Origin of the sequence: Streptomyces sp. NBC_00377, assembly GCF_036075115.1 — a bacterium.
In the GTDB taxonomy this organism is placed as follows: Bacteria; Actinomycetota; Actinomycetes; order Streptomycetales; family Streptomycetaceae; genus Streptomyces.
This window is the reverse complement of record NZ_CP107958.1, coordinates 8,131,337-8,158,279: the sequence shown is the minus strand read 5'-3', so window position 1 is coordinate 8,158,279 and position 26,943 is coordinate 8,131,337. Positions and strand designations below refer to the sequence as shown.

At 72.8% G+C, this 26,943-nt stretch carries 25 protein-coding genes and 1 pseudogene; 16 read left to right on the top strand and 10 right to left on the bottom strand.

Annotation, left to right across the window (positions count from 1 at the left end; translation table 11 throughout):
- The first annotated feature begins 21 nt into the window (after positions 1-21).
- Positions 22-1,185: a glycosyltransferase gene (locus OHS71_RS36295; RefSeq protein WP_443047184.1), complete on the top strand. Its 1,164-nt coding sequence runs from the start codon at positions 22-24 to the stop codon at positions 1,183-1,185.
- An 81-nt stretch (positions 1,186-1,266) separates the two neighbouring features.
- Here OHS71_RS36295 and OHS71_RS36290 read toward each other — a convergent pair whose 3' ends face one another.
- Complete coding sequence (locus OHS71_RS36290) at positions 1,267-2,583, bottom strand: TerD family protein (RefSeq protein WP_328483551.1); 1,317 nt, start codon at positions 2,581-2,583, stop codon at positions 1,267-1,269.
- A gap of 280 nt (positions 2,584-2,863) precedes the next feature.
- Between OHS71_RS36290 and OHS71_RS36285 the strand changes: the two genes are divergently transcribed.
- The 4 genes from OHS71_RS36285 (at position 2,864) to OHS71_RS36270 (ending at position 7,491) form a co-directional block, all read left to right on the top strand.
- On the top strand, positions 2,864-3,283 hold the full coding sequence (locus OHS71_RS36285) for a DUF6643 family protein (RefSeq protein ID WP_328483550.1): 420 nt from the start codon (positions 2,864-2,866) through the stop codon (positions 3,281-3,283).
- 39 nt (positions 3,284-3,322) lie between these two features.
- On the top strand, positions 3,323-4,147 hold the full coding sequence (locus OHS71_RS36280) for an MOSC domain-containing protein (RefSeq protein WP_328483549.1): 825 nt from the start codon (positions 3,323-3,325) through the stop codon (positions 4,145-4,147).
- 182 nt (positions 4,148-4,329) lie between these two features.
- Positions 4,330-4,935, top strand: a complete 606-nt coding sequence (locus OHS71_RS36275; RefSeq protein ID WP_328483548.1) for an Rv1733c family protein — start codon at positions 4,330-4,332, stop codon at positions 4,933-4,935.
- Positions 4,936-5,043: 108 nt separating this feature from the next.
- Complete coding sequence (locus OHS71_RS36270; protein ID WP_328483547.1) at positions 5,044-7,491, top strand: right-handed parallel beta-helix repeat-containing protein; 2,448 nt, start codon at positions 5,044-5,046, stop codon at positions 7,489-7,491.
- Positions 7,492-7,496: 5 nt separating this feature from the next.
- Here the strand turns inward: OHS71_RS36270 and OHS71_RS36265 are convergent, their stop codons facing one another.
- The gene (locus OHS71_RS36265; protein WP_328483546.1) at positions 7,497-9,830 is read right to left on the bottom strand and encodes a hypothetical protein; all 2,334 of its coding nucleotides are present in this window, start codon (positions 9,828-9,830) and stop codon (positions 7,497-7,499) included.
- 291 nt (positions 9,831-10,121) lie between these two features.
- Here OHS71_RS36265 and OHS71_RS36260 point away from each other — a divergent pair, with 291 nt between their 5' ends.
- Together OHS71_RS36260 and OHS71_RS36255 are read left to right on the top strand one after the other, a co-directional pair.
- Positions 10,122-10,952: a DeoR/GlpR family DNA-binding transcription regulator gene (locus OHS71_RS36260; protein WP_328483545.1), complete on the top strand. Its 831-nt coding sequence runs from the start codon at positions 10,122-10,124 to the stop codon at positions 10,950-10,952.
- A 56-nt stretch (positions 10,953-11,008) separates the two neighbouring features.
- Positions 11,009-11,479, top strand: coding sequence for an SRPBCC family protein (locus OHS71_RS36255; protein WP_328483544.1), 471 nt, complete (start codon positions 11,009-11,011; stop codon positions 11,477-11,479).
- Positions 11,480-11,500: 21 nt separating this feature from the next.
- Here the strand turns inward: OHS71_RS36255 and OHS71_RS36250 are convergent, their stop codons facing one another.
- Positions 11,501-12,625 (bottom strand): PLP-dependent cysteine synthase family protein, encoded by a 1,125-nt coding sequence (locus tag OHS71_RS36250; RefSeq protein WP_328483543.1) that lies wholly within the window; start codon positions 12,623-12,625, stop codon positions 11,501-11,503.
- 397 nt (positions 12,626-13,022) lie between these two features.
- On the opposite strand from OHS71_RS36250, the gene OHS71_RS36245 reads away from it, so the two are divergent.
- Together OHS71_RS36245 and OHS71_RS36240 are read left to right on the top strand one after the other, a co-directional pair.
- Positions 13,023-13,346, top strand: coding sequence for a hypothetical protein (locus OHS71_RS36245; protein ID WP_328483542.1), 324 nt, complete (start codon positions 13,023-13,025; stop codon positions 13,344-13,346).
- 217 nt (positions 13,347-13,563) lie between these two features.
- Positions 13,564-14,100, top strand: a complete 537-nt coding sequence (locus OHS71_RS36240; protein ID WP_328483541.1) for an ATP-binding protein — start codon at positions 13,564-13,566, stop codon at positions 14,098-14,100.
- Positions 14,101-14,281: 181 nt separating this feature from the next.
- Here the strand turns inward: OHS71_RS36240 and OHS71_RS36235 are convergent, their stop codons facing one another.
- Entirely contained in the window at positions 14,282-14,575 is a 294-nt protein-coding gene (locus tag OHS71_RS36235) for an SHOCT domain-containing protein (protein ID WP_328483540.1), read from the bottom strand.
- A 301-nt stretch (positions 14,576-14,876) separates the two neighbouring features.
- Between OHS71_RS36235 and OHS71_RS36230 the strand changes: the two genes are divergently transcribed.
- Genes OHS71_RS36230 through OHS71_RS36220 form a run of 3 tightly spaced genes read left to right on the top strand, consistent with a single transcriptional unit; the run spans position 14,877 to position 16,941 of the window.
- Entirely contained in the window at positions 14,877-15,452 is a 576-nt protein-coding gene (locus OHS71_RS36230; protein ID WP_328483539.1) for a TetR/AcrR family transcriptional regulator, read from the top strand.
- Positions 15,452-16,036 carry a DUF4865 family protein gene (locus OHS71_RS36225; RefSeq protein ID WP_328483538.1) on the top strand — a complete coding sequence of 195 codons (585 nt, stop codon included), beginning with the start codon at positions 15,452-15,454 and terminating at the stop codon, positions 16,034-16,036. The genes OHS71_RS36230 and OHS71_RS36225 overlap by 1 nt, the downstream gene beginning before the upstream one ends.
- On the top strand, positions 16,033-16,941 hold the full coding sequence (locus OHS71_RS36220; protein ID WP_328483537.1) for a phosphotriesterase family protein: 909 nt from the start codon (positions 16,033-16,035) through the stop codon (positions 16,939-16,941). Before OHS71_RS36225 ends, OHS71_RS36220 begins: the two co-directional genes overlap by 4 nt.
- Before the next feature lie 108 nt (positions 16,942-17,049).
- On the opposite strand, the gene OHS71_RS36215 is transcribed toward OHS71_RS36220, so the two are convergent.
- Together OHS71_RS36215 and OHS71_RS36210 are read right to left on the bottom strand one after the other, a co-directional pair.
- Positions 17,050-17,472 (bottom strand): PPOX class F420-dependent oxidoreductase, encoded by a 423-nt coding sequence (locus OHS71_RS36215; RefSeq protein ID WP_328483536.1) that lies wholly within the window; start codon positions 17,470-17,472, stop codon positions 17,050-17,052.
- 14 nt (positions 17,473-17,486) lie between these two features.
- Positions 17,487-18,437 carry an NAD(P)-dependent oxidoreductase gene (locus OHS71_RS36210; RefSeq protein WP_328483535.1) on the bottom strand — a complete coding sequence of 317 codons (951 nt, stop codon included), beginning with the start codon at positions 18,435-18,437 and terminating at the stop codon, positions 17,487-17,489.
- A 199-nt stretch (positions 18,438-18,636) separates the two neighbouring features.
- Between OHS71_RS36210 and OHS71_RS36205 the strand changes: the two genes are divergently transcribed.
- Positions 18,637-19,173, top strand: a complete 537-nt coding sequence (locus OHS71_RS36205) for a hypothetical protein (protein WP_328483534.1) — start codon at positions 18,637-18,639, stop codon at positions 19,171-19,173.
- Positions 19,174-19,306: 133 nt separating this feature from the next.
- Here OHS71_RS36205 and OHS71_RS36200 read toward each other — a convergent pair whose 3' ends face one another.
- Both OHS71_RS36200 and OHS71_RS36195 read right to left on the bottom strand, forming a co-directional pair.
- Positions 19,307-20,551, bottom strand: coding sequence for an ROK family protein (locus OHS71_RS36200; RefSeq protein ID WP_328483533.1), 1,245 nt, complete (start codon positions 20,549-20,551; stop codon positions 19,307-19,309).
- A 28-nt stretch (positions 20,552-20,579) separates the two neighbouring features.
- Positions 20,580-21,242, bottom strand: coding sequence for an alpha-ketoglutarate-dependent dioxygenase AlkB family protein (locus OHS71_RS36195; protein WP_328483532.1), 663 nt, complete (start codon positions 21,240-21,242; stop codon positions 20,580-20,582).
- A gap of 77 nt (positions 21,243-21,319) precedes the next feature.
- Between OHS71_RS36195 and OHS71_RS36190 the strand changes: the two genes are divergently transcribed.
- On the top strand, positions 21,320-22,459 hold the full coding sequence (locus OHS71_RS36190) for a methyltransferase (RefSeq protein WP_328484761.1): 1,140 nt from the start codon (positions 21,320-21,322) through the stop codon (positions 22,457-22,459).
- A 356-nt stretch (positions 22,460-22,815) separates the two neighbouring features.
- On the opposite strand, the gene htpG is transcribed toward OHS71_RS36190, so the two are convergent.
- Positions 22,816-24,756, bottom strand: a complete 1,941-nt coding sequence (gene htpG / locus OHS71_RS36185; RefSeq protein ID WP_328483531.1) for a molecular chaperone HtpG — start codon at positions 24,754-24,756, stop codon at positions 22,816-22,818.
- A gap of 185 nt (positions 24,757-24,941) precedes the next feature.
- Positions 24,942-25,595: a hypothetical protein gene (locus tag OHS71_RS36180; protein ID WP_328483530.1), complete on the bottom strand. Its 654-nt coding sequence runs from the start codon at positions 25,593-25,595 to the stop codon at positions 24,942-24,944.
- 55 nt (positions 25,596-25,650) lie between these two features.
- On the opposite strand from OHS71_RS36180, the pseudogene OHS71_RS36175 reads away from it, so the two are divergent.
- Both OHS71_RS36175 and OHS71_RS36170 read left to right on the top strand, forming a co-directional pair.
- Positions 25,651-26,100 (top strand): annotated as a pseudogene (locus OHS71_RS36175) (ATP-binding protein); the annotation flags it as partial.
- Positions 26,097-26,744, top strand: a complete 648-nt coding sequence (locus OHS71_RS36170) for a response regulator transcription factor (RefSeq protein WP_328483529.1) — start codon at positions 26,097-26,099, stop codon at positions 26,742-26,744. The pseudogene OHS71_RS36175 and the gene OHS71_RS36170, both read left to right, overlap by 4 nt.
- The last annotated feature ends 199 nt before the right edge of the window (positions 26,745-26,943 follow it).

Sequence of the window (26,943 nt, the reverse complement as noted above, 5' to 3'; positions counted from 1 at the left end):
ACTGCGCGCGTGAGCGCCATCGTGTGGATCGCCGCCGTGTCCCTGGCCGCCTGGCTGTGGCTGCTGCTCTGTCAGGGCTTCTTCTGGCGCACGGACGTGAGGCTGCCGGCCCGTGAGGAGCCGTCGCGGTGGCCGCCGGTCTGCGTCGTCGTCCCCGCGCGTGACGAGGCGGCGGTGCTGCCGGCGAGCCTTCCCTCCCTTCTCGCGCAGGACTACCCGGGTCGGGCGGAGATCTTCCTCGTCGACGACGGCAGTTCCGACGGCACGGGGGAACTGGCGCGCACGCTCGCCCGGCGGTACGGCGGGCTTCCGCTGACCGTGGACTCGCCGGGCGAACCTCCCGCCGGCTGGACCGGCAAGCTGTGGGCGGTCCGCCACGGCATGGGCCTTGCACGCGCGCGTGAGCCCGAGTACCTCCTCCTGACGGACGCCGACATCGCGCACGGGCCGGACAGTCTGCGGGAACTGGTGGCGGCGGCGCGCACCGGAGGGTTCGACGTCGTCTCGCAGATGGCGCGGCTGCGGGTGGAGAGCCGTTGGGAGCGGCTGGTGGTGCCCGCCTTCGTCTACTTCTTCGCACAGCTCTATCCCTTCCGCCGGATCGGCCGGCGCGGGGCCCGGACGGCGGCCGCGGCGGGCGGCTGCGTGCTGCTGCGGACCGAGGCCGCCGAGCGGGCGCGGATCCCGGACGCCATCCGGCACGCCGTCATCGACGACGTGGCCCTCGCGCGGGCCGTGCAGGGGGCGGGCGGACATATCTGGCTGGGGCTGGCCGACCGTGTGGACAGCGTGCGTCCGTACCCGAGCCTGCACGACCTGTGGCGGATGGTCTCGCGCAGCGCCTACGCGCAGTTGCGGCACAGTCCGCTGGTGCTGACCGGCACGGTGCTCGGTCTCGCGCTGGTGTACCTGGTGCCGCCGCTCGCCCTGCTGGGCGGGCTCGCGCTCGGAAGTACGGCGACCGCGGTGTCCGGCGGCCTGGCCTGGCTGGTGATGGCGGGGACGTACGTCCCGATGCTGCGTTACTACCGTCAGCCGCTGTGGCTCGCTCCCCTGCTGCCGTTCACCGCGTCCCTCTATCTGCTGATGACCGTCGACTCGGCGGTGCAGCACTACCGGGGACGGGGTGCGGCCTGGAAGGGCCGCACCTACGCCCGGCCGGACGCCGTCGCCGACGAGGGCTGAGCCTTGGGCAGGGGCCTGCCGGTGCGGGAGACCCCTGGCCCACGGGCCCGTGGAGGCGTGGCGGCGTGGCGATGAGCAGCGTTATTTGCGGCCCGGTGTCCAGTTCATGCCCCACCCGTAGGCGTAGTCGACGGTCCGCTGGGGACTGACCCCGCGCTCGGGCACCAGATAGCGGGCCTCTCGCTGGACGACGAGGTCTCCCCCGTTGTTGGTGATCAGTGCGAGTGCCGCCACGGTCGAGGGGACCGTGCACTCGTCCAGGGAGAAGTCGATCGGGGCGCCGTGCTGCGGTTGCAGCGTGACGGTGGCGTGCAGGTCGGCGAAGGAACGGGCGCCTTCGTAGATGGTGACGAAGACGAGGATGCGCCGGAAGTCGTTCTTGTGGTCGAGGTTGACGGTCAGGTTCTCACCGTTCGACGCGGCGCCGGTGCGGTCGTCACCGTCCAGATGGATGTACGGAGGCTGGTGCAGGGCGCCGAAGGCGTTCCCGAGGGCCTGGACCACGCCCTTGCGGCCGTCGGCGAGCTCGAACAGGGCGCACAGGTCGAGGTCGAGGTCGTTGTGCATGGCGACCGCGCGCCCGCGTTTGCTGCCCCACCCCGAGAACTGCTTGCGCACCTCCCAGTTGAGATTCACCCGCAGCGCGCCCGAGGTGCCGCCCTGCTTGCTCAGGGACACCGACGGAGCGGCCTTGGTGAGCGTCACCTTGGTCAGCCGGACCGGTGTGACGGGCGGCGCCGGCGGCGGAGGCGGGGCCTGGTGGACCGGCGGGGGCACCGTGACCGGGAAGGCGGGCATGGTCGGCGGCGGGGGCGGCGGGGTCTGCGGCGGGGCCGACGGGGCCGGGGCAGCCGCCCGCTGGGGCTCGTCCACGGCGATCCCGAAGTCGGTGGCCAGCCCTTCGAGACCGCTGCCGTAGCCCTGTCCGACGGCCCGGAACTTCCAGGCGCCCTGGCGGCGGTAGAACTCGCCCAGCACGAACGCCGTCTCCACCGTCGCACCGGCGCTGTCGAACCGCGCCACGACAGTGCCCTGCGCGGCGTCCCGCACCTCGATGTAGAGGCCCGGCACCTGGCCGAACGAACCGCCGTCGGACGAGGCGGCCAGCACGATGGTCTCGATCGCGGGCTCCACGCGCGCGAGGTCGACGAGCAGGCTGTCGGTCACCTGGCCTCCCGCGTCGCGCTTGCCCTCGTGGCGGACGGCTCCGGAGGAGTGGCCCGGCTGGTTGTAGAAGACGAAGTCGGCGTCGGAACGGACCTTGCCGCCCACCAGGAGCAGTGCGGAGGCGTCCGCGTCCGGGACGCCCGGTCCGGAGCGCCAGCCCAGTTCGACCCGCAGTGCCGTGGTCGGCACCGGAGCATTGGACCCCTTCGACATTGACATGTACGCCCCCATCGCGTGTCGGTACGCCGGGCCGCACGCCTCGGCGCCCTCGGCTTGCCTGTCCGGCCAACCTATTGCGCGCGGCCCCGCGCGCCCATCCGGAGCGCAGGAACAGCCCTGCCCAACCGCCGGTAACCCGCTCGGAACTCGGCCTTTACGCGATCCGAGGGGTGCTCGGCGTCCTATTTTCCCGAGTTCGCTCGCATTGGGGGGCCCAAGCCACCGCCGACACGGAAATCAACCCTCTTATCGGTCTCCCCAACCAGCACATCGTGGGCTTAACTTATGTGCCATGACCTCCCCCCGCTCCACCTATGGCGGCGGCTACTACGCCTCCTTCCCGGACACTCCGATCTACGACTCGCTCGTGGCCGAGCGGGGCACCCCGCAGATCGCCCCGATCCGGGTCCCCGCCGCGTACGACATGGGCAGCAGCAACCTGCCCGCGCTGCCGTCGGCGCTGCCCGCTCTCCCCGCGGGTCCCTCGCAGGCTATGTACGGCTACCCGCAGGCGCAGCAGCCCGCGCCGCTCCAGCAGGCCCCGGCGGCGTACATCCCGCCGCAGGCCGCCGCGCCGCGCGGCTACCCCGGGCCCCAGGCTCAGCAGCAGCCGCGTCCGGGCACGGGTTACGACGCGATGCGCCCGGCCGCGCCCCGGCCCGCCGCGCCGCAGTACCAGGACCCGTACAACCAGCAGTACCGCGGTTACTGATCCGCCGGGGTCGCCGGTGCCACCTGGCAGGATGACCCCATGGACCACGCGGAGCTGCTGTCGATTCACGTCCATCCGGTCAAGGCGTTCCGGGGCACGTCACCCCGGGAAGCCGTCGTGGAGCCCTGGGGGCTGGCCGGTGACCGGCGCTGGGCGCTGATCGACGACGGGGGAAAGGTCGTCACCCAACGGCAGCGGCCGCGTCTCGCGCTGGCCGCCGCCGAGGTCCTGCCCGGCGGCGGTGTGCGGCTGTCCGCACCCGGTCTCGAGCCGCTGACCGTGGCGGTGCCCGAACCGGTGGGCACGGTGTCGCTGGAGATCTTCCGCGACAAGGTGGAGGGGGTCCTCGCCGACGAGACCGCGCACGCCTGGTGTTCCGCCCACGTCGGCGCCGACGTGCGCCTCGTGCACATGGACGACCCCGCTACGCGTCGGCCCGTCGATCCCCAATACGCGCGGCCGGGCGAGACCGTCGCCTTCGCCGACGGATATCCGCTGCTGGCGACCACGACCGCGTCCCTCGACGCTCTCAACTCGCTCATCGCCCGGGACGTTCACGCCGGGGAGGGTCCGCTGCCGATGAACCGTTTCCGGCCGAACCTGGTCCTGGCGGGCACCGACCCGTGGGCCGAAGACGGCTGGTCGCGCCTCTCCGTCGGCGAGGTCGGGTTCCGGGTGGCCAAACCGTGCGGCCGGTGCGTGGTGACCACCACCGACCAGGCCACCGCGGCACGGGGCAAGGAACCTCTCCACACCCTGGGCCGGCATCGGCGCATCGACGGCAAACTCATCTTCGGACAGAACCTGATACCTCTCGGTCGCGGAACGATCAGAGTCGGTGATCCGGTGCGCGTCATCGCATAATTCCGGCCTCGGCCTGGGGACGGGGCGATCCGCGGGAACCCCTGCCCGGCTTCGGATCGTTGGGCTTGCGTGAGAAGTTCATGAGAGGTTCCGGGCCCTGGTGATTTCGCTCTCTCTTTCCCCGGGCTCGCGCGTGAACGGCTCCGACGGGGGTTATCACGGAGCGGGAAGGGGGTGCGGGTGTGCGATCGATCGGCGGAATCTGGCGCTGGCGACACAACCCGTTGCGTCGTACGACGGATCTGGTCGAGGCGTGGGTGGCGTTGTCGGCCCTGCTGCTGATCCTCCTCGTCGCGCCCGTGGCGGGCTCCCTCGTCGGCACCGTCGCCCAGGACGCACTTCAGCAGTCGGTACACGAGCAGCGGCAGTCCCGCCACGAGGTCACCGCCACCGTGGTGCGCAAGGCGGGCGGTTCGCCGCTGGAGGCGGACCCGGAGACGGCCACCGGCCGGGAGGCCCGCACCCGGGTCGTCGCGGACTGGACGGCGCCGGACGGCACGGCACAGCACGGCACGGTCCTGGCGGGCCTCAAGACCCCGCACAGCGGCGACCACTTCGGGATATGGACGGACGGACACGGACGTCTGGTCGCCCGGCCGCTGGACTCCGCCACGGCGACCACGCACGCGGTGCTCGCCGGCTTCGGCGCGGCCCTGCTCACCGCGGGCATGTTCGAGGGCGGCCGGCGGCTGATCGTCTGGCGCATGGTGCGTCGCCGATACGCCCGTTGGGACCAGGCATGGGACCGGGCGGGACCGGACTGGGGACGCACCGGTACCGGCAGCTGACGGCCTTCCGTCTCTGGTCAACCCACCACCCGCGCGCACGCTACGGTGGTCCGGCCGAACCATTTCGGCATCAACCCGCGTACCACGAGGTGGGGGCACATCAACGCCATGGCACAGGGCACGGTCCAGGTGACGCACACCGGCACATCGAGGTGGCGGCGCCGCACGGGTGAGTACGCGTCGCTCGCAGCGGCCCTGGAGGCCGCGGCCGAAGGTGACGTCCTCACCATCGCTCCCGGAACGTACCGGGAGAACCTGGTCGTGGAGCGGTCGGTGACGCTGCGCGGTCCCGAGGGTTCCCCGGGTTCCGTGCGCCTCGCGCCCGTGGACGGGGTGCCGTTGACGGTGCGCGCCTCGGCCGTGGTGCAGGACCTGCACGTGGAGGGCCAGGACGCGGCCGCGCCCGCCGTGCTCGTCGAGGAGGGCACCCCGGAGCTGCTCGACATGCGGATCGTGACGCGGTCCGCGGCGGGCATCGAGGTGCGTGGCAGTGCCCGCCCCACGGTACGGCGGTGCACCGTCGACAACCCGGCGGGCATCGGCATCGCCGTGGTCGACGGCGGTGGCGGCGTCTTCGAGGAGTGCGAGGTCGTATCGGCGGGCCAGGCCGGTGTCTCGGTGCGCGGGGGCGCCCACCCCCGGCTGGAGCGCTGCCGGGTGCACCACACCTCGGGCGCGGGTCTGAGCGCGACCGGCGACGGCTCCTCCCTGGAGGCGGTGGGCTGCGAGGTGTACGAGATCAGGGGCGGCGGCGTCCAGATCACCGCCCGGGCCACCGCGCACCTCACCGACTGCGATGTGCACCGCACGAGCGCCGACGGCGTCACCCTCGACACGGACGCCGTGCTCACCCTGGCCGACTGCCGTATCCACGACATCCCGGAGAACGCGATCGACCTGCGCTCCCGCTCCGTCCTGACGCTGACCCGCACGACGGTGCGTCAGTTCGGTCGCAACGGGCTGTCGGTATGGGATCCCGGCACGCGCGTGGACGCCAACCAGTGCGAGATCTTCGACAGCACCGGGGACTACCCCGCCGTCTGGGTCAGCGACGGCGCGACCGCGGTCCTCGACTCCTGCCGGGTGCACGACGTGCCCGACGCCCTGTTCGTCCTCGACCGGGGCTCCCGGGCGGACGTCGTGGACAGCGACCTGTCCCAGGTGCGCAACACGGCCGTGTCGGTGAGCGACGGGGCGACCGCCCAGCTCGACGACTGCCGGATCCGGGACGCGGCGACCGGCGCCTGGTTCCGCGACCACGGCAGCGGCGGCACGCTCAACAACTGCACCGTGGACAGCACCCAGACCGGCGTGATCGTCACCAAGGGCGCCGACCCCGTGGTCGAGCGGTGCACGGTCGACTCCCCCGCCGAGGCCGGGTTCTATGTGTCGGCCGGCGGCCGCGGCAGCTTCCTCGACTGCCGGGTGACGAACAGCGGCGGCTACGGCTTCCACGTGATAGACGGCAGCCGTACGACGCTGCGCAAGTGCCGCACGGAGCGGTGCGCGCGCGGAGGGTACGAGTTCGCCGACGCCGGGGCGGAGGCCGGCTCGGGCACCGGTCCCGTGGTCGAGGACTGCACCAGCGACGAGAGCGCGGGCGTGCGGACCCCGGGGGCCGCGGCGGCACCGGAGACCGCCGTGCAGGCGACCGTCCAGGCGCCCGGCCTGGTGGGCAAACTTCCCGAGCAGCGGGCCATCGCGCCGGAGCCGCAGCACGGGGCCGACGGGTCCGGGACGTCGGCCCGGAACTCGAAGGACGTGCTCGGCGAGCTGGACACGCTGGTGGGCCTGGAGAGCGTCAAGCGCGAGGTGCGGGCCCTCATCGACATGATCGAGGTGGGCCGGCGCCGTCAGCAGGCGGGCCTCAAGGCCGCGTCGGTCAAACGCCATCTGGTCTTCACCGGCTCCCCCGGCACCGGCAAGACCACGGTCGCCCGTCTCTACGGCGAGATCCTCGCCGCCCTGGACGTCCTGGAGAAGGGGCATCTCGTCGAGGTGTCCCGCGTCGACCTGGTCGGCGAGCACATCGGCTCGACGGCGATCCGCACCCAGGAGGCCTTCCAACGGGCGCACGGCGGTGTGCTGTTCATCGACGAGGCGTACGCGCTGTCGCCGGAGGACGCGGGCCGGGACTTCGGCAAGGAGGCCATCGACACCCTGGTGAAGCTGATGGAGGACCACCGGGACTCGGTGGTCGTGATCGTCGCGGGCTACACGGCGGAGATGGAGCGGTTCCTCTCCGTCAACCCCGGTGTGGCGTCCCGTTTCTCACGGACCATCACCTTCGGTGACTACGGGCCCGAGGAACTGCTGCGGATCGTGGAGCAGCAGGCCGAGGAGCACGAGTACCGGCTCGGCCCGGGCGCCGCCGATGCCCTGCTGAAGTACTTCACGGAGCTCCCCAAGGGGGCCGCCTTCGGTAACGGGCGCACCGCGCGCCAGACGTTCGAGGCGATGGTGGAGCGGCACGCGAGCCGGGTCGCCCAGGTGGCGGAGCCGAGCACGGACGATCTGACGCTGGTGTACGCGGAGGATCTGCCCGCGCTGCCCTGATCCGCTCAGATGCGCTGCTGGGGGACGTCCGGTCGCAGTCGCCCCAGCAGCTTCGCGCGTTCCTCGGCGAACGCCGGGTCGGCCTGGTAGTCGGAGTGGCCGAGGACCGGCGCGGGCAGCGGGTGCTGCTCGTCGCGCCCGTACGCCAGGGGGTCGGCGAGGGGTTCGCGGTCCACCTGGGGACCACAGTCGTCGCCGGACAGCCGGATCGGACCGCCGATGGGGTCGGTGAGCCGGTACAGGTTGCGCCAGCAGGCGATGTCCTCGTGCAGGGCGGCGAGCGCGGCCGGGCCGAAGTGGGCCGGGAACCAGCGGCCGTAGAGGCGCTCGATCGGCGAGCCGTAGGTGAGCAGGGCGACCCGTTTGCGGTCGGAGGGCTGAAGCTGCCAGGCCGCCGCGGCCGCGAGGACGCTGCCCTGGGAGTGCCCGGAGATCACCAGGCGTCCGCCGGTGGCGCGCGTCCAGCCGGCCATCCGCCAGGTCAGGTCGGGGACCGCGCGCTCGGCGTAGCAGGGCGGGGCGAAGGGGTGCGCCGCGCGCGGCCAGAAGGTGCCGACGTCCCAGAGGATGCCGATCGTGCGCCGCGCGGAGGCGTCCTTGTAGGCGCGTCGGCCCCAGGTGACGAAGAGGACGAAGCCGAGCCCTATGAGCCAGGAGCCCAGCGCCTGGGCGGTCTGGGCGGCGCCCTGTACGAAGGGCTGGGCGCCGTCCCCGGCCCGGACCGGGGTCTTTCCGGTGCCGAGGGCGCCGACGAGCGCGCCCGCGCCCAGGAGCAGGGTCGCGGTAGAGGTGACGGCGACGAGGAGCGGGCCGCGGTCGGTGAGCGTGGCCATCGCGCGGGCGCGGGCGATGCGCCGGGTGCGGGCCGGGTCACCGTGTCCGACCCCGTACGCGCGGAGCACGGCGTCCTGCTCGGCGCGGGTCAGAAGCAGGGTCCGCCGGGCGAGGAGCGCGCACAGCGCCAGCAGGACGACGATCAGCACGGGGATCACGGACGCCTGCCAGGTCAGCAGCACGGGCGGTCCGTCGAGGTAGGTCCCGGTGCCGTCCAGCCAGTCCGACACCCGCTGTGACACTCCGCCGGACATCACCCCGCCCAGAGCGCAGGCCAGCATCGCGACGGCGGGGCCGCCGAGCCCGTGCAGGGCGCAGCGCTCCTGCGGGAAGTGCCGTACGGCCGCGGTCCCGTCCGGGTCCGCGGGCGCACGTTCGCGTGGGCAGTGGTGCAGGAGCCGGGCGACGACGGCGAGGGCGATCACCAGGACGCCCTGGGCGAGGGCGAGGGCGCCGAAGGTCATGTCGCCGGGGAGTCTGCCCTCGGACTGCCAGCCGGGGCGCTCCCACCCGGCGTACAGCAGGGTCAGGGCGAGCAGGACGAGTGCGGCCGACGGCAGACGGTGGACGAGGTGCGCGTCGAGGCGGCGGTCGAGGTGGTGCTCGCTGCGGCCCCGGCGGCACACCACCCAGACCGTGGCCAGCGCGCCGAGCAGCAGGGACGCCTCCAGCAGCCGGCCGAGGACGTCGAGGAGGGGCGGGCCGCCGGGGCGGCGGTCCTGGCGTGCGGCCGCCGTGCCGGCCGCCGCGGCCACCGTCAGCAGCCCCGCCGCCGTGTGCGCGGCGCGCAGGCGTGCCACCAGCCGGCGTCCGTACCAGAAGCCGGGCCGGCCGAGTGCGGTGTGGGCGGGGCCGTTCTCGGGTTCGCTCGTGCGGTCCAGGGGTTCCTGGGACTCGTAGGCCCGCCAGGTGCGGTGGGACAGGTACCACAGGAGACCGGTGAGGGCGGTCGGGACCAGGGCGGCGAGGGCGAGTCTGCGGCCGGGCAGGCTCCACCAGCCGCTGTCCGAGACGGCGGGTGAGAGGAAGCCCAGCCACGAGTGGCGCTCGGCGCAGGCGGTGGTGCCCGCGCACTGCCAGGCGGTCAGGTCGAGGGCGACCTCGCAGGCGGCGGCGACGAGCAGCACCGTGAGGCTCAGCGCCGCGAGCCTCACCAGCAGTCCGTACAGCCGCACCGCGCGAAGGCGTTCGCGTGCGGCGGGACGCATCCAGTGTGCGAGGTTGACGACCATGAACGGCAGCAGCAGGAGCCACAGGGCGCGGGTGCCGTTGCCGGAGGTGAGGTTGGACCACACATAGGCCTCGGGAACGGGGGTGTCGCGGCCGCGGTCCTCGGCGGGGCCGGTGTCCGCGGTGACGTCGTCGGCGCGCCGGAACACGGCCGCTGTGTCGTCGCCGGTGATCCTCACGGTGCGCGGGTCGTTCAGCATCTTCTCGGGCGTGGCGCCACCCACGCCGTGGACCAGGAGTTCCAGGGCCGTTCTGTCCGCAGAGGCACGTTCCACTGTTCGCACTTCCCCCGTGACACGCCTTCGCCAGGTGTCTGTATGTGTCTGTGCGGACATAAGGATCGCCACTCCGGGGGCTTGATACACCTCCTGTCACGGAACCTCCCCGGACCGTGCGGGAGACGCGGGTGCGGCGCCCGGGCGGCAGAGACGCGTCGGGGTGGTGGACCGGCTGTGAGCCGGCCGTGCGAGGATGGGACGCCCCCGCACCGGTATCGGCGAGAATTTCCTCGTCGGAGCAGGTGAGCGGGCCTGTCGGACGGGTCGAGGGAAAGGACCGGAGCGTACGTGAGTGAGAATCAGAACCTCCTCGCGGAGCAGCGCCGCGCCCTGATCCTGGACGAGGTACGCCGTCGTGGCGGCGTACGGGTCAACGAGCTGACCCGCAAGCTCGGCGTGTCGGACATGACGGTCCGCCGGGACCTCGACGCGCTGGCGCGGCAGGGCGTCCTGGAGAAGGTGCACGGCGGCGCGGTGCCGGTCGTGGAGGCGAGCACCCACGAGCCGGGTTTCGAGGCGAAGTCGGGCCTGGAGCTGACCGCCAAGGAGGACATCGCGAAGACGGCGGCGGAACTCGTCGCCCCGGGCAGCGCGATCGCTTTGTCGGGCGGTACGACGACGTTCGCGCTGGCGCATCATCTGGTGGACGTGCCGGACCTGACCGTGGTGACCAACTCGGTGCGGGTGGCCGACGTCTTCCACATGGCGCAGCGCACCTCGGGCCCCCGGCAGGGCGCGGCCACGGTCGTGCTGACCGGCGGGGTGCGCACGCCGTCGGACTCCCTGGTGGGGCCGGTCGCCGACCAGGCCATCGCGGCGCTCCACTTCGACATGCTGTTCCTGGGCGTGCACGGGATATCGGCCGAGGCCGGTCTGTCGACGCCGAATCTCGCGGAGGCCGAGACCAACCGGCGCCTGGTGCAGTCGGCGCGCCGGGTCGTGGTGGTCGCGGACCACACCAAGTGGGGTGTGGTGGGCCTCAGTTCGTTCGCGGCGCTGGATCAGGTCGACACGCTGGTGACGGACGCGGGGCTGCCTGAGGCGGCGCGTGCGGAGATCTCCGAGCAGCTGCGCCGGCTGGTGATCGCGGGCGAGTCCGGTGAGGGTACAGACATCTGAGGGGGCTGCGGTTAGGGTGGCGCACCCCGTTTCCTCGCCATGAGGAGGTTGCGCGCATGGCTCACCGGTTACGCCCCGAAGGGCTCGACTTCGTCGGGACGGCTCCCGTACGGCTGGTTTTCGCCACGGAGGTGTCCGCTTCACCCGAACAGGTCTTCCGCGCGCTCGCCGAGGACGTGTCCGGCTGGGCGCAATGGTTCCCGGGCGTGCGCTCCATCCAGCCGCTGGACGGCGGCGCGGGGCGTGACGTACGGCTGCTGGGTGGCGGGCGCTTTCGCGAGACGGTGCTCGTGGCGAAGGAGCCGGACCTGTACGCCTACCGCGTGGACGTGACCAACACGCCGGGCGTCCGGGCGCTGGTCGAGGAGTGGCGGCTCGCTCCGGCCGGGACGGGGACGCGGGTGCAGTGGACGTTCGCCGCCGACGGCACCAGGGCGTTCCGGGCTGTTCTGCGGCCGGCCCGGCCGGGCCTCGGGCGGTCCTTCAGGGGTGCGGTGACGCGGCTGGACCGCCGGCTCGCCGCTTGAGGGGCGGCGCGGCCCGCGCAGTCAGGCCTGCCACACGCCCGTGGCCAGCAGCGTCTCGATCGCGGCGGTGTACGGGCTGATGTCGAGGCCCTGGGCGGCGAGCCAGGCGTCGGAGTAGTACTTGTCGAGGTAGCGGTCGCCCGGGTCGCACAGCAGGGTGACCACGCTGCCGCGCTCTCCGTCGGCCACCATCTCGGCGACGATCTTCAGCGCGCTCCACAGTCCCGTGCCCGTCGAGCCGCCCGCCTTACGGCCGATGGCGCGTTCCAGGGCTCGTACGGAGGCGACGCTGGCCGCGTCCGGGACCTTCATCATCCGGTCGACGGCGCCGGGCACGAAGCTCGGCTCCATGCGCGGGCGGCCGATGCCCTCGATGCGTGAGCCGCAGTCGCAGGTGACGTCCGGATCGCCGGTGGTCCAGCCCTCGAAGAAGCACGAGTTCTCCGGGTCGGCGACGCAGACGCGGGTGTTGCGCTGGGTGTAGTGCACGTACCGGGCGAGGGTCGCGGAGGTGCCGCCGGTGCCGGCTGTGGCCACGATCCAGGCGGGCTCCGGGAAACGTTCCCACTCCAGTTGGCGGAAGATGGATTCGGCGATGTTGTTGTTGCCGCGCCAGTCCGTGGCCCGTTCCGCGTAGGTGAACTGGTCCATGTAGTGGCCGCCGCCGTCCACCGCGAGGCGGGCGGACTCCTCGTACATCGTGCGGGGGTCGTCGACGAAGTGGCAGCGGCCGCCGTGGAACTCGATCAGGCGGATCTTCTCGGCGCTCGTCGTGCGCGGCATGACCGCGATGAAGGGCACGCCGATCAGCTTGGCGAAGTACGCCTCGGAGACGGCGGTCGAACCGCTGGACGCCTCGATCACCGGGCGGCCCGGCCGGATCCAGCCGTTGCACAGGCCGTAGAGGAAGAGGGAGCGGGCGAGCCGGTGCTTGAGGCTTCCGGTGGGGTGGGTCGACTCGTCCTTGAGGTACAGGTCGATGCCCCACTTGTCCGGGAGCGGGAAGCGCAGCAGATGGGTGTCGGCCGAACGGTTGGCGTCCGCCTGGACCTTGCGGACGGCTTCTTTGAGCCAGTCGCGGTAGGCGGTGTCGGTGCGGTCGACGTCGAGGGTGGCGCCGGTCCTGCTGTGCTGGGGCGTGGTCACGGCGGGGGCTCCTTCGGCTGTGCGCCGACGGTGGTCCGCGCGGTCGGCATACCGATCATAAACACCTTGCACACGCTTCTCACCTGCATAAACACACCTTTGGGGGTCCCAAAGGCGGCCCTGGGGGGCGGTTGCGGGCACCTGGGGGCGCATTCCGGTGAATGCTCCGGGCAGGTGGCCCCGAGGCGTCGCACGCACTGGTGCTCGACGCCGGGCCGGGGCAGACTGCACCGGGTCGGGCGAAGGTCCGGGCGAGGTGATGACGCCGGTCCGGACGAGGGTCCCGGACGGGGGCGCACACTGGATCGAGGACGGGTTCGATCACGACGCGGGCTGGATCACGACCCAAGCGGGTGCACGGTTCGGCCCGCCCAGGCGCACAAGGGGGCGGGGAGGCATGGCGGAGCCGGAGTTCACGGCTACGGGCGTGCGCATCGGGAAGCGGCTGCGTTCGCTCACCCGGGCCGGTCAGGTCCGGATCAGTGACGGCAGGCTGGAGTTGCTGACCAGTTACGGCAGCGAGATCGACAGTGCGCCGGTGCAGGCGGTCCGCGCCTCCCGGCCCTGGTTCGCGCCCGAGGACCGGGCTCTGGCCGATCTCAACGGCAACCGGTACCTGCTGACGCTCGGCGAGCACGACCCGGCGCCCGGCGAACCGGGGCCACCCGCGGCGCGCCGCTTCATCGAGGCCGTGCGCAGGGCGGCGGGGCGCGGCGGCTGAGCCGGCGCCGGCAGGAGACCGGGCGGGGCGGCCGGACCACCGCGAGTTGCGGCAATGCGGCCGCTGCGCCACTCTGGTCTCACGTCACTCTGGGTTTACCGGCGATAACGCTGCGAACCAGCCCCGCCGGCCACGACAGCAGGCGGCCGCCTTGCGCAGTTGCCCTGCTCGATCCGAACTCCGTGTTCTTCCGGACCTAAGTCGGGGAGTCGCAGCCGTGATCACCAACCCAAGCAGGCACTGCACGGTCGAGCTTCAGGCCCTGCCGTCGCGGATCGGCCAGGTCCGCAGAATCGTATCGGCGCAGTTGCGCTACTGGCATATGGATCCGCTCATAGACCGGGCCGCACTCGGTGTGACGGAGCTGCTGACCAACGTCCACCTGCACGCCAAGCCGGACAAGACGTGCGTCGTGGAGATGGAGCTGCTGCTGGACCGGCTCACCGTCTCCGTGCGCGACCACGATCCGCGGCTGCCGGTCGTGGGGCCCGTGGACGAGGGGATCCTCGCCACCTGTGGGCGCGGGCTGGCCATGGTGGCCGCGGTGAGCGAGAGCTGGGGCGCCCGGCCGGACGGCGACTCGGGCAAGGTCGTGTGGTTCACGCTGCCGGCGCCTGTCGCCGCCCGTGAGCCGGCGGCGCGTCCGCCGCGTCGCATGCCACGGGAGCAGGCGTCGCCCCGGTTCACGGAGGTCGTCTGCGTCGACGATCTGCGGCCCGCACATGCCCCCGCCCGGTCGGCCGTCGTCGGCTGACCGGGCGGTGACGTCCTTGGGCACGCGTCCGCGTGCGCCACGGTGACCGGTACCCGGGATGTACGCCGTTCGGGCGTACGTCACTCGGCGGCGACGGCCCGCAGTACGTCCGGGCGGGCCGGGCGCCGCGCCGGGGGCAGGCCGGCCAGGGCTCCGGCGGTGACGTCCACCAGCGCGGTGCTCATGCCGCATCGCCCCTGCCCGCGCGGCCGAACTGCTCGTCCAGGACGGACAGCCGGCGCCAGTACTCGTCCTCGTCGATCTCGCCGGAGGCGAAACGACGGCCGAGGACGGCGAGGGGCGAGTCGCCGGTGGGCCGGGGGTCGCCGGTCGCGCCCCACGGGCCGCGGCGGCCGCGGCGGGCGGTGCGGCGCAGGACCGTGACGACGCCGATCACCACGGCCGCCCAGATCAGCGGGAGGAACAGGATCCACGGGCCGGGTCCGCCACCGTCCCAGTTCGCCAGGGTGTTCATCGGGTCATCTCCTCGGTGGGTTCGTGTGATGCCTCGAGAGTCCCGCGGGGCGGGGGTCCGGGTCGTCGTACGGTCAGCGGCAGTGCGCGTACCTCGCCGGGAGTACGCGCGCGGGTCGCGGCTGCTCCCTGCGGAACGGCCTCAATGCCCGATCGGACCCGCGTCCTCGGTCGGGTCCGTGTGCTCCGTCGCGTCCGCGTGCTCCGTCGCGTCCGTGTGCTCGGTCGTGCTCCGTCGCGTCCGTGTGCTAGGTCGGCTTGCGTGCTCGACTTCTGTAACTACCAGTATGTACAGTCGGGTCATGAGCACTGCGGAGCGACTGATCGAGTCCACCCGGGAGCTGCTCTGGGAGCGCGGTTACGTGGGGACGAGCCCCAAGGCGATCCTGGAGCGCGCGGGCGCCGGGCAGGGCAGCATGTACCACCACTTCAGGGGCAAGCCGGACCTGGCCCTGGCCGCGATCCGGCGGACCGCCGACGAGATGCGCGCCACCGCCGAGGGAGTGCTCGACGGGCCGGGCACACCGTACGAGCGCATCGAGGCGTACCTGACGCGCGAGCGGGACGTGCTGCGCGGCTGCCCCGTCGGGCGGCTGACGATGGACCCCGACGTGATCGCCAGCGACGAGCTGCGGGCACCCGTCGACGAGACGATCGACCTGATCCGTGAACGGATCGCGCACATCGTCGAAGAGGGCAAGGAGCAGGGGCAGTTCGCACCCGGACTGGACGGCGAGGCGATCGCCGCCACCGTCGTCGCGACCGTCCAGGGCGGCTACGTCCTGGCACGCGCGTCCGGTTCGCCTACCGCCTTCGACGCGGGGGTCCGCGGACTGCTCTCGCTGCTCGCACCCCGTCCGGCCGGCCAGGAGGCCTGATGCACGCCATGCAGTACGAACTCACGCTGCCCGCCGACTACGACATGGACGCCATCCGCACGCGCGTGTCCCGCGTCGGCCACCTCCTCGACGACTGGGAGGGCCTCGGCGTCAAGGCGTACCTGGTGCGCGAACGCGGGATCCACGGATCGCCGGTCAACCAGTACGCGCCGTTCTACCTCTGGAACACCGTGGAGGGCATGAACACCTTCCTCTGGGGCGGCGGCTTCCAGCGGCTGAGCGACGACTTCGGGCGACCGGCGGTCCGTCAGTGGACGGGCCTGGCCTACGAGGAGGGCGCCGCCATCGGTTCCCCCGCCCCGTTCGCCGTACGGCGGCGCCGGCGCGTGCCGGACGGGGTGCCGCTCGCCGAGGCTGTGCGGGAGGCGGTGGACGAGACCGCACGGCTGGCGCGGGAGGACGGGGCGGTGCTCACGGCTGCGGCGATGGACACGAGCCGCTGGGAGAGCGTGCACCTCTCCCTCTGGGAGCACGGCACGCCGAAGGCCGAGGGCGACCTGTTCCGGGTGCTGCACCTGTCGGCGCCGGGACGGGCCGCCCTGCCCGGGGGCCGGCAGTGGTGAGGGCCGTCAGGACGGTCCTCGGGGACATCCCGGCCGAGGAGCTCGGCGTGTGCGACGCGCACGACCACCTGTTCTTCGGCAGTCCCCGACTGCCCGGCCAGGAGCTGAACAGCCGCTCGGCGGCGCGCGCCGAGCTCGACGCGTTCCGCACGCAGGGCGGTGACGCCGTCGTGCAGTGGACGCCCTACGGTCTCGGGCGGCGCGCGGCGGATCTGCCGCCCCTGTCCCGGGAGGCCGGGGTGCACGTGGTGGCCGCGACGGGGCTGCACCAGGACGTGCACTACGACGGGGCGACGCTCGACGGGCTGCGGCACCGGCTCGCCGAGGTGTTCGTGGCCGAGCTGACCGTGGGCATCGGGACGTCGGGGGTGCGGGCCGGGCTCGTCAAGGTCGCCGGCGGGTTCCACGCCCTCGACGCGCACGCCCGGTGGACCATGACCGCCGCGGCCGAGGCGCATCACGCCACGGGCGCGCCCGTCGCCGTCCACCTGGAGCTGGGCACCGGCGCGCTCGACGTTCTCGACCTGCTGTGCGGGGAGTTGGGTGTGCCCCCGCACCGGGTGATCCTCGGACACCTCAACCGCTCCCCGGACGGGGTGGTGCACCGCCTGGCCGCCGAGGCGGGCTGCTGGCTCGCCTTCGACGGCCCGTCGCGCGCCAACCACCCCACCGACTGGCGGATGCCGGACGCCGTACGGGCCCTGGCCGACGCCGGCCACGGCGACCGGCTGCTGCTGGGGGGTGACACCACGACGGCCGCGGCGCGGTCGGTGAACGGCGGCCCCGGGATGCCGTACCTGCTGCGCCGGGTCGCGCCGCGGCTGGTGCTCGCGGTGGGTGAGGAGCTGGTGGCGAGGATCCTCACCGAGAACCCGGGGCGGGCCTTCGGCGTGGAGTGGCGCTGAGCCCGGCCGGAACGGACCCCATCGCAACGGACCGGATCGGACCGGCAGCGCGGTCCCAGGCGCCGTGACCGCGGCCGTGCTGGGGGGACACCGCGGCCGCGGGGACGGTCAGGTGGACGCCTGGCCGCTGTCTTTCAGGGCGCCCCAGCCGTGCCAGCGGTCGACCTCGATCCAGGCGCTGACCCGGGAGCGGACCCGGTCCGGATACGGCTTGCCGGTGTAGTGGGTGGAGATGCGGTCGATGTCGGTCAACCCTTCGTCCTGGTGCAGCCCGGCCACCCGTCCGAGGAGCGTGACGTGCGTGTACCAGTCGTCGCCGTCCAGGACGGTGAGGCTGATGCGAGGATCGCGGCGCAGATGTTCGAGGCGGACCCGGCTCTCGTCCAGGCTGATCAGGACCCGTCCGTCCTCCCAGACGTACCAGGTGGGGGTGGAGACGGGAGCTCCGTCGGAACGCAGGGTCGCCATCACACAGGGGTTGGGGCGGCTGAGCAGTTCCACGGCCTCGGGGGGAAGCGGGGGCTTGGACATGGGGCTCCTCGCGGTCAGTCGTTCTCGTCGAAGCTGGCGAAGTAGGCGGCGGCCATGTCCTCCTCGCCGTGGCCCTGAGCGGCGGCCCGCTCCAGGCGCTCGGCGCTCGCCGCCGCCACGTCCAGCCGGACGCCGTTCTCCCGGCCGGCCTCGACGATCAGACGGGCGTCCTTCGCGGCCGTCGCCACCGCGAACTGCGGCGGTGTCAGCCGGTCCTCGAGGATCAGGCCGGTCTTCGCCTTCAGGTACCCCATGTCGAGCGGGCCACCCGCGATCAGCGAGAAGAACGCGTCCGGGTCCACGCCCAGGGACTGCGACAGGGCGAGGACCTCACCCGCCGCGGCGGTGGCCGCGATGACCCAGCTGTTGGCCACCAGCTTCAGACGGGTCGCACTGCCCTCGCCGCCGTCCTCCCCCGTCCACACCGTGCGAGCGCCGACCGCGTCGAAGACCGGCGTCACCGCGTCGCGGTGCGCGCTCGGGCCCGCCGCCAGCACGGTCAGCCGGCCGGCCTCGGCGGGCTGCCGGGTGCCCAGCACCGGCGCGTCGAAGAAGACGAGGTCGTGTGCACGGGCGAAGGCGGCCAGATCGCCCATGGCCCCGGTCCCGGCGGTCGTCGACTGCACCCAGGCCGTCCCCGCGCGCAGGGCGGGAGCGGCCTCGCGCATGACCTCCAGGGCTGCGGGGCCGTCGTACAGCATGGTCAGGACGACATCCGCGCCCTCGACCGCCTCGGCGGGGGTGTCGACGACGCGCACGCCGTCGGCGGTGAGCGGCTCGGCCTTGGCACGGGTGCGGTTCCAGGCACGCACGGTGTGACCGGCCCGGGCGAGGTTGCGGGCCATCGCGGCACCCATGATGCCGGTCCCCAGGACACTCACGGTCAGTTGGTCTGTCATGAGTTCAACGTACTTCGACGCCGCGCCGACCTGCCCGACCAGCCGCGCGCGGTGGCCGTGGGGCATCGGGTTCCGGCGCTCGTGGGTCCTGCTCCAGCGGCCGCGCGGCGACGCCTGCCCCGATGGACTCCGGGCCCGATGGACTCCGGGCCCGATGGACTCCGGGCCCGATGGACTCCGGGCCCGCGACCCGCTGCGGACGGCTTCCGGCACCGGTAACAACTGGGACACCCTCCTTGCCGGTTGTGGCTGCGGAGACCACGATGTGAGTCTCCTCCAGGGGGTGACCATGCGGATCCGGTACGCCGCCGCGACCTGCGCCGGCGCCTTGGCGCTGGCCTCGTCCGCCGGCTGCACGGTGCCGGTCGCCGGCGCCACGGGCATCACGGTGACCCGGGACGGCCGGCCGGTCGGCGTCCTGATGGTCTGTCACCATCACATCGACGCCGCCATCCTGTACTCCCCCGGCCCCGGCGACGAGTCCGAGGACGTGGGGAGCTGGCGCCGCGCGGAGCCGGCCACCGGCTACCTCACCTGGCCGCTGCACGCCGGCGGCGAGGGCTGGAGCGTCCACCGGGCGATGCCGACGGCGCTCGAAGGGCAGCGCACCTACGTCCTCTACGGAACGACCGAGGACAACTCCTGGTCCACGAACAGCGTGTCCTTCACACGCGCGGACCTGGCCGCGCTCACACCGGGACAGGTGCGCTATTCCGCCGGCGATGTGCCGGGTGCCGACGAGGACGGCAATCTGACCTCGTCGATCGAGGACTTCCGCGCCCACGCCTGCGACGACGACTGATCCGCCCCCTCCCCCGTGCCGCGGGCCGGGCCGCACTGTACGTGGACGTGCTCCGAGCTGGGCGACGCGTGCCCGGCGTCCCCCGGGCCGGGCCGTTCCGTGGGCGCGGTCGCGCCGGGGGCGTCGGCGCGGCTCAGAGGGGCCGCAGGGCCCGCAGGGGGTCGTCCAGCACCGGCTGCCAGGCCAACTCGGCCGCGCCGACGAGGCTGTTGTGGTCGAGGGAGCAGGCGAGGATGGGGACACCGCCGCTGCGGCCCCACAGGCTCCGGTCGGCGACGACCGCGCGCAGCCGCTCGGGGTCGGCTTCGAGGAGGGTGCGGTGCAGGCCGCCGAGGATGATGCGGTCGGGGTTGAGGATGTTGACCAGACCGGCCAGTCCCTGGCCGAGCCGGTCGATCAGGGCTTCGGCGGCCCTGCGGACCACCGGGTCGCCGTACTCCTCTTGAACCAGTTCGTCGGCCTGCTGGAGCAGGGACCCCTCGGGTCCGGGGTCGCGGCCCGCGGTGGTGAGGAGGGCGAGCGGGTCCGCCTCCACGTCGAGACACCCGCGGCTGCCGCAGTAGCAGGGGCGGCCCTCAGGGTTGACGGTGAGATGGCCGACTTCGAGGGCGAGTCCCGCACTGCCCGTGTGCAGGCGGCCGTCGAGCACCAGCGCGCCGCCGACACCCCGGTGCCCGGTGGCGACGCACAGCAGGTCGCGGGCGCCACGTCCGGCGCCGTGCCGGTGTTCCGCGAGGGCGGCGAGATTGACGTCGTTGCCCACGAACGCGGACCCGGCCAGACCGGCGGCGCGGACCCGCTCGGCGAAGATCTCCCGCACCGGCGCGCCCACCGGCCACGCGAGGTGCAGGGGGTTCAGCGCGAGGCCCTCGGGTTCGGTGACCGCGGACGGTACGGCGAGGCCCGCGCCCACGCAGGGCCGGCCCGTCTCGCGCAGCAGTTCGGCGCCGGCGTCGACGGCGGCGCCGAGCACCTTAGCGGGATCGGCGTCGACCGCCTCGCAGCTGGGCGTGGTGGCGACGATCCGCCCACCGAGCCCGACCAGTGCGGCCCGGAACCCGTCGGCATGGACCTGCGCGGCGAGGGCGACAGGGCCTTCTTCCGCGACTTCGAGCCGGTGGGAGGGGCGGCCCTGCGAACCGGCTGCGGCAGCGGGCCGCGCGTCGACCCTGATCAGGCCCAGCGCCTCCAGCTCCGCCGCGACCGCGCCGGCCGTCGCGCGGGTGACGCCGAGTTCGGCGGTGAGCACCGCGCGGGTGGGCGCCCGCCCGGTGTGCACGAGCTCCAGCGCGGGCCCGAGCGCACCGCGCCCGCGGTCCAACCGCGCCCTCGAGGGGGTCCCATCCCCCGCCGGCCGGGGGTCCGCCTTGCCGCTCATGAGGGCGAGTCTCCCATGATCCGCTTCGTCAGGTGGCGTCCGGGAAGCCACTGACCCGCAGGGTGATGTTCAGCCGCCCGCTCAGCCCCAGCCCGGTCGGCGCCGTGCCCGGCAGCACGCGCGGCACCCCGTGATACGCCGGCCGGGACGGCCCCCCGAACACGAACAGGTCGCCGCTGCGCAGCTCCACGTCGGTGTACGGGCGGGTGCGGGTGAGCGTGTTGCCGAAGCGGAAGACGCAGGTGTCGCCGAGGCTGAGGGAGACCACGGGCGCGCCGGACCGCTCGTCGGCGTCACGGTGCATGCCCATGTGGGCGTCGCCGTCATAGAAGTTGATCAACGCGATGTCGTACGCGGCGTCCCGGGCCTCCGCCGGCCCCAGCGTGTCGGCCACCGCGCGCCGGCCCAGCTCGCCCAGCCAGGCGGGGAAGGGCTTGACGGGCGCGCCGTCGCCGTCGCCGACCGTGCGGGCGTAGGCGTACGGGTACCAGTGCCAGCCCAGACAGACCTGGCGGGCGGTCATGGTGCCGCCGCCGGGTGTACGGACCGTGCGCAGACCGGCCGGCGGGCGGGCCCAGTCCCGGCAGGCCGCGAGCAGCTCACGCTGGTGCGCCGGGTCCAGCCAGCCGGGCAGGTGCACCGCGCCCGGCGCGATCTGCGCACGCTCCCGGGGAAACAGCTCGTCGTCCATGGACCCATCCTCCGTCATGGGTACACACCGGGCCTGAGCTGCGGCTCGGTTAGCCTTGAGGCACGATGAACGACCGTATGACGACGCCGTGGGGCGAGGTCGCGCTGGCCCGCCACCCCGAGGACCCGCGCGACAGGCTGCGCGCCTGGGACGCCTCCGACGCGTACCTGCTCAGGTACCTGGCGGAGCAGGACGTTCCGCTGACCGGCACGGTGGTGGTGCTCGGCGACCGCTGGGGTGCGCTGGTCACGGCGCTCTCGGCGCACCGCCCGCTCCAGATCACCGACTCCTGGCTGGGACAGGAGGCGACCCGGGCGAACCTCGCGCGCAACGGCGTGGAGACCGGCGCCGTACGGCTGCTCACCACGCAGGACCCGGTTCCGGAGCGGATCGACGTGCTGCTGGTCCGGGTGCCCAAGAGCCTGGCGCTGCTGGAGGACCAGCTGCTGCGGCTGGCGCCCGCCGTGCACGCGGACACGGTCGTGGCCGGCACCGGCATGGTGAAGGAGATCCACACCTCGACGCTGAAGCTGTTCGAGCGGATCCTCGGACCGACCCGGACGTCCTTGGCCGAGCAGAAGGCCCGGCTCATCCTCTGCACCCCGGACCCGTCGCTGAAGCGTCCTGCCAACCCCTGGCCTTACACCTACGGTCTCCCCGACGACATCGGCGGCATCCTCTCCGGGCGTCCGGTCGTCAACCACGCGGGCGTGTTCTGCGCCGACCGGCTCGACATCGGCACCCGGTTCCTCCTGCGGCACCTGCCGAGGACCGGTGGCGACCAGCGGGTCGTCGACCTGGGCTGCGGCAACGGGATCGTGGGCACGGCGGTGGCGCTGGCCGATCCACGGGCCGAGGTGCTTTTCACGGACGAGTCGTTCCAGGCGGTGGCGTCGGCCGAGGCGACGTACAAGGCGAACGGGGTGCCGGGGCACGCCGAGTTCCGGGTCGGCGACGGACTGGCGGGGGTGGCGGACGGCAGTGTGGACGTGGTGCTGAACAACCCGCCGTTCCACTCCCACCAGGCGACGACGGACGCGACGGCCTGGCGGATGTTCACGGGCGCGCGGCGCGCGCTGCGTCCGGGCGGGGAACTGTGGGTGGTGGGCAACCGGCACCTCGGCTATCACGTCAAGCTGAAGCGGCTGTTCGGCAACGCCGAACTGGTCGCCGGTGACCGGAAGTTCGTGGTGCTGAGGTCGGTCGCGCGAGGCTGAGAAGGCGGGCAGGCGACGACCCGTCCGACGGCGCCCGGCGAGGCCCCGCGCGGCTGAGGCCGGCGCCGGTCGCCCCGGACCCGTGGCCGGTGGCCGGTGGCCGGTGGCCGCGGGACCGGTAGCCGGTGGCCGCGGGACCGGTAGCCGGTGGCCGCGGGACCGGTGGCCGATGGCCGATGGCCGATGGCGAAATCATGTGACGGCCGGTCGCGAGATCGTGTGGCGGCCGCCGTCCGGATGGGCGGCGAGAGCCGGGACCGGCCGCCGTCCGAGTGAGCGGCGAGAGCGGAGACCGGCCGCCGGGACAGGTGGGCGCGGAGACCGGGCGGGGGGCTCTGCCCGGTCTCCGCGGTGTCCTACAGTGCGCGCTCCAGTTGGTCCGCCACCAGCTTCACGAACCGTCCGGGCTCCTTCGGCCGTCCGCCCTCGGCGAGGACCGCCAGGCCGTGCAGGAGCTCGGCGGTCTCGGCGAGTCCGGCCCGGTCCGCGCGCTCGTTGTAGGCCTGGTTCAGGCCCTTCACCAGCGCGTGATCGGGGTTGAGTTCGAGGATCCGCAGGGCGCGCGGCACCTCCTGCCCCATCGCGCGGTACATGTTCTCCAGCGCCGGGGTGAGGTCGTGCGCGTCGGAGACGATGCAGGCCGGCGACACGGTGAGGCGGGACGACAGCCGCACCTCCTTGACGTCCTCGCCCAGCTGCTCCTTCATCCAGCCGAGCAGACCGGCGTACTCCTCGCCCTGCTTCTCGCGCTCACCCTCGGTCTGCTCGTCGTCCTGCCCGCCGAGGTCGACCTCGCCCTTGGCGACGGACCGCAGCGGTTTGCCCTCGAACTCGCCGACCGCGTCGACCCACACCTCGTCGACCGGGTCGGTGAGGAGCAGGACCTCGATGCCCTTCGCCCGGAACGCCTCCATGTGCGGGGAGTTCTCGATGCTCTGCCGGGACTCGCCGGTCAGGTAGTAGACGGCGTCCTGCCCGTCCTTCATCCGCTCCAGGTACGCCTTCAGCGTCGTCGGCTCGTCCTCGCTGTGCGTGGTCGCGAACGACGAGACGGCGAGGAGGGTGTCGCGGTTGTCGGAGTCGGTCAGCAGTCCTTCCTTCAGGACGGCGCCGAACTCCCGCCAGAAGGTGGCGTAACGGTCGGGGGCCGCGGTCATCATGTCCTTGACCGTCGACACGACCTTCTTGGTGAGCCGGCGCTGCATCATCCGGATGTGCCGGTCCTGCTGGAGGATCTCGCGGGAGACGTTCAGCGAGAGGTCCGCCGCGTCGACCACACCCTTGACGAAGCGCAGATAGGGCGGCAGCAGCGCTTCGCAGTCGTCCATGATGAAGACGCGCTTCACATACAGCTGCACACCGCGCTGGTGGTTCTGGTTGTACAGGTCGTGCGGGGCGTGCGAGGGCAGGAACAGCAGCGCCTGGTACTCGAAGGTGCCCTCCGCCTGGAGCCGGACGGTCTCCAGGGGGTCGCGCCAGTCGTGGCTGATGTGCTTGTACAGCTCGTGGTACTCGTCGTCGGACACCTCGTCGCGCGAGCGGGCCCACAGGGCCTTCATCGAGTTGAGTGTCTCGGGTTCGCCCGCTGCCGCGGCGGTCTCCGCGGTGTCGTCGGAGGCGGTGTCGCCGGAGGTCGCGGGGGCCGTCCTGGGGATCAGTCTGATAGGCCAGGTGATGAAGTCCGAGTAGCGCTTGACGATCTGCCTGATCGTCCGGTCCGCGGTGTAGTCGTGCAGCTGGTCGTCCGCGTCGGCGGGCTTCAGGTGCAGCGTGACGGACGTGCCCTGCGGCGCGTCGTCCACCCGCGCCAGCGTGTACGTGCCCTCACCGCGCGACGACCAGCGGGTGCCCTGGCTCTCACCGGCCCGCCGGGTCAGCAGGGTCATCTCGTCGGCCACCATGAAACCGGAGTAGAAGCCGACGCCGAACTGCCCGATGAGGCCCTCGGCCCCGGCCTCCTCCTGGGCCTCCCGCAGCTCCTGCGCGAACGTCGCCGTACCCGAGTTGGCGATCGTGCCGATGAGCCGGCCGACCTCGTCGTACGACATCCCGATGCCGTTGTCCCGAACCGTCAGGGTGCGGGACTCCTCGTCGATCTCGATCTCGATGTGCGGGTCGGACACGTCGGCGTCGAGCGTGTCGTCCCGCAGCGCGGCAAGACGCAACTTGTCGAGCGCGTCGGAGGCGTTGGACACGAGTTCGCGGAGAAAGACGTCCTTGTTCGAGTAGACCGAGTGGATCATCAGCTGCAACAGCTGACGGGCCTCTACCTGGAACTCAAACGTTTCGGTCGACATGATGAGCGTGTACCTCACAGGTTCCGGAGTCTCCTGGACTGGCGAGAGCCACTGTAAAACACCAAGTCAGCCCGCGTCGCTCGATGTTTCGCGGTCGTCCTCCCGCTGCCGGCCGGCGCTCACCGGCGGAGAGGGCCACGCGTGCGTGCACGCGCGTGTGCCGCACATGAAGGGCGACCCCGAGGTCAGCGCGGGATCTCCTCCACCTGCGCGAAGCCCTCCGTCGGGCTCCACCGGAGCCGGGTCAGTCGTTCGGTGGAGCTTTCGGTGAACAGGAGGTCGCCCGAGTCGCCCACGGGGGCGACCTTCGTCCAGCCGTCGAAGCTCCTGGTGAGGTTCGTGTCCCAGCGGGCGAGGTCCGCCGTGCCGACGGCGGCGACCGACTCCATGGGCGGTTCGCCGTCGTAGCAGTAGTCGCCCCAGTCGGCGATGACCGCGACCCTCCCGCCGAACACCCGGAGCGTGAGGCTCTGGCACCGGTCCGTCGTGGTCGCGTACACGACGTGCGGCGCGCTCCACCCGTCCGCGCCCGCGGCCCGGTGCTGTTCCACGAGGCCGCGCCCGTCGACGTACGACATGCCCACCCGCCGGCCGTCGGGCAGTCCGATCTCTTCGTCGAAGTGAGGGGCCGGTGCGGTCGGCGGGGCTTCGGGGCGAGTGCCGGTTCCGGTCCCGCTGCCGCTGCCGCTGCCGCTGCGGGTAGCCGTACCCGTGCCGGGCGCGCTCGCCGTGGCGTTCGCAGGCTCCCTGCCGTCTCCTTGACCGGCGCAGGCCCCCGTGACGGCCGCCATCAGCACCGCGCCGGCCAGGGTCCGCAGCCGGGCTCCGTTCGTCCGCATGCGCCCATGGTCCCCTCCTTCGGTCGGATCAGGTGCCGTGGGTGACCCGGATCTTGAACACGCCGCGGCGACCCGCTGTGTGCTGACCCTGACCTGCCTGGACGACCTGGTCTCCCTGGACATCGCCGACAACGGACGCGGGTTCGGCCCGAGCCGCCCGGAAGGTACGGACGGTCGGGGCAGAGCCGGCGGTCCGGACAGCACACGCGGCTCGCGCGGCCCCGGCGGCCCGGGAAGCCCGGGCGGTCCAAGCGGTGCGGGCGGTCCGCACGCAGGGCGGCCCGGTTCGGGGTATGCCTCCTCCGGTTCGTCCACCCCGCAGACCGCGCCGGTACCGGAACAGGACCGCACCCGCGGGCACGGCTTGCCGGCCATGCGGATCCGGGCCCGGCAGGTGGGCGGCACGCTCAGTGTCGAGTCCGGGCCGGGCGAGGGCACGGTCGTCACGGTCGCGGTGCAGCCGGCGTCTTTCGTCCCCGACACCGTCAAGGAGCCCGTTCCGTGAACACGTCCGTGCCCCCGCCGCCCGTCCGGCTGCTGCTGTGCGACGACCACGCCGTCGTCCGGGCGGGACTGCGCGCCCTGCTGTCCAGCGCCGACGGCATCGAGGTGGTCGGCGAGGCGGGCACCGGTGAGGAGGCACTCGCCCTGGCCGCCCGGCTGCGTCCCGACGTGGTGCTGATGGACCTTCAGCTCGACGGCGGCATGGACGGCGTGACGGCCATCCGGCGTCTGACGAGCGGCCCGGACGCGGGTCCCCGGGTCCTGGTGCTCACCATGTTCGACACCGACGCCGACATCACCCGCGCCATCGAGGCGGGCGCCACTGGCTACCTGCTCAAGGCCGAGCGGCCGGACGAACTCTTCACCGCCGTCCGCAGCGCGGCGGCCGGCCGCACCGCGCTGTCGGCTCCGGTCGCCGACCGCCTGCTCACCAGGATGCGCAGTCCGCGCCCAGCGCTGTCCACCCGTGAGCGGGAGATCCTCGCCCAGCTCGCCCAGGGCCTGGGCAACCGGGAGATCGCCCGGGCGCTGTTCATCAGCGAGGCGACGGTCAAGACCCATCTCGGACGGATCTACGGCAAATTGGGGGTGGAGACCCGGTCGGGCGCGGTGGCGGTCGCCAAGGAGAGACGACTGCTGCCGTGAGGGCGCGGCGCGACGACGTCGCCCCCCGTCTCATGCCGTCGAGCTGCCCGCACCACCGGCCATCCCGCGGCCCCTCCGCACATCCCACGGAACCCGGGAGCACCACAGCCAAGCCCCGCAGACCCGCAGACCCGAAGCCCCGAGGACCCGCAAACGCGCAGACCCGAAGCTCCGCAAACCCGCCCCCGGAGGCCCTGTC

Coding starts and splice junctions, on each gene's coding strand:
- OHS71_RS36285 (WP_328483550.1), top strand. CDS start 2,864: ATGACCTCCCCCCGCTCCACCTATGGCGGCGGCTACTACGCCTCCTTC.
- htpG (WP_328483531.1), bottom strand. CDS start 24,756: ATGTCGACCGAAACGTTTGAGTTCCAGGTAGAGGCCCGTCAGCTGTTG.
- OHS71_RS36280 (WP_328483549.1), top strand. CDS start 3,323: ATGGACCACGCGGAGCTGCTGTCGATTCACGTCCATCCGGTCAAGGCG.
- OHS71_RS36245 (WP_328483542.1), top strand. CDS start 13,023: ATGGCGGAGCCGGAGTTCACGGCTACGGGCGTGCGCATCGGGAAGCGG.
- OHS71_RS36270 (WP_328483547.1), top strand. CDS start 5,044: ATGGCACAGGGCACGGTCCAGGTGACGCACACCGGCACATCGAGGTGG.
- OHS71_RS36290 (WP_328483551.1), bottom strand. CDS start 2,583: ATGGGGGCGTACATGTCAATGTCGAAGGGGTCCAATGCTCCGGTGCCG.
- OHS71_RS36190 (WP_328484761.1), top strand. CDS start 21,320: ATGACGACGCCGTGGGGCGAGGTCGCGCTGGCCCGCCACCCCGAGGAC.
- OHS71_RS36230 (WP_328483539.1), top strand. CDS start 14,877: ATGAGCACTGCGGAGCGACTGATCGAGTCCACCCGGGAGCTGCTCTGG.
- OHS71_RS36210 (WP_328483535.1), bottom strand. CDS start 18,437: ATGCCCCACGGCCACCGCGCGCGGCTGGTCGGGCAGGTCGGCGCGGCG.
- OHS71_RS36195 (WP_328483532.1), bottom strand. CDS start 21,242: ATGGACGACGAGCTGTTTCCCCGGGAGCGTGCGCAGATCGCGCCGGGC.
- OHS71_RS36215 (WP_328483536.1), bottom strand. CDS start 17,472: ATGTCCAAGCCCCCGCTTCCCCCCGAGGCCGTGGAACTGCTCAGCCGC.
- OHS71_RS36180 (WP_328483530.1), bottom strand. CDS start 25,595: ATGCGGACGAACGGAGCCCGGCTGCGGACCCTGGCCGGCGCGGTGCTG.
- OHS71_RS36235 (WP_328483540.1), bottom strand. CDS start 14,575: ATGAACACCCTGGCGAACTGGGACGGTGGCGGACCCGGCCCGTGGATC.
- OHS71_RS36255 (WP_328483544.1), top strand. CDS start 11,009: ATGGCTCACCGGTTACGCCCCGAAGGGCTCGACTTCGTCGGGACGGCT.
- OHS71_RS36225 (WP_328483538.1), top strand. CDS start 15,452: ATGCACGCCATGCAGTACGAACTCACGCTGCCCGCCGACTACGACATG.
- OHS71_RS36200 (WP_328483533.1), bottom strand. CDS start 20,551: ATGAGCGGCAAGGCGGACCCCCGGCCGGCGGGGGATGGGACCCCCTCG.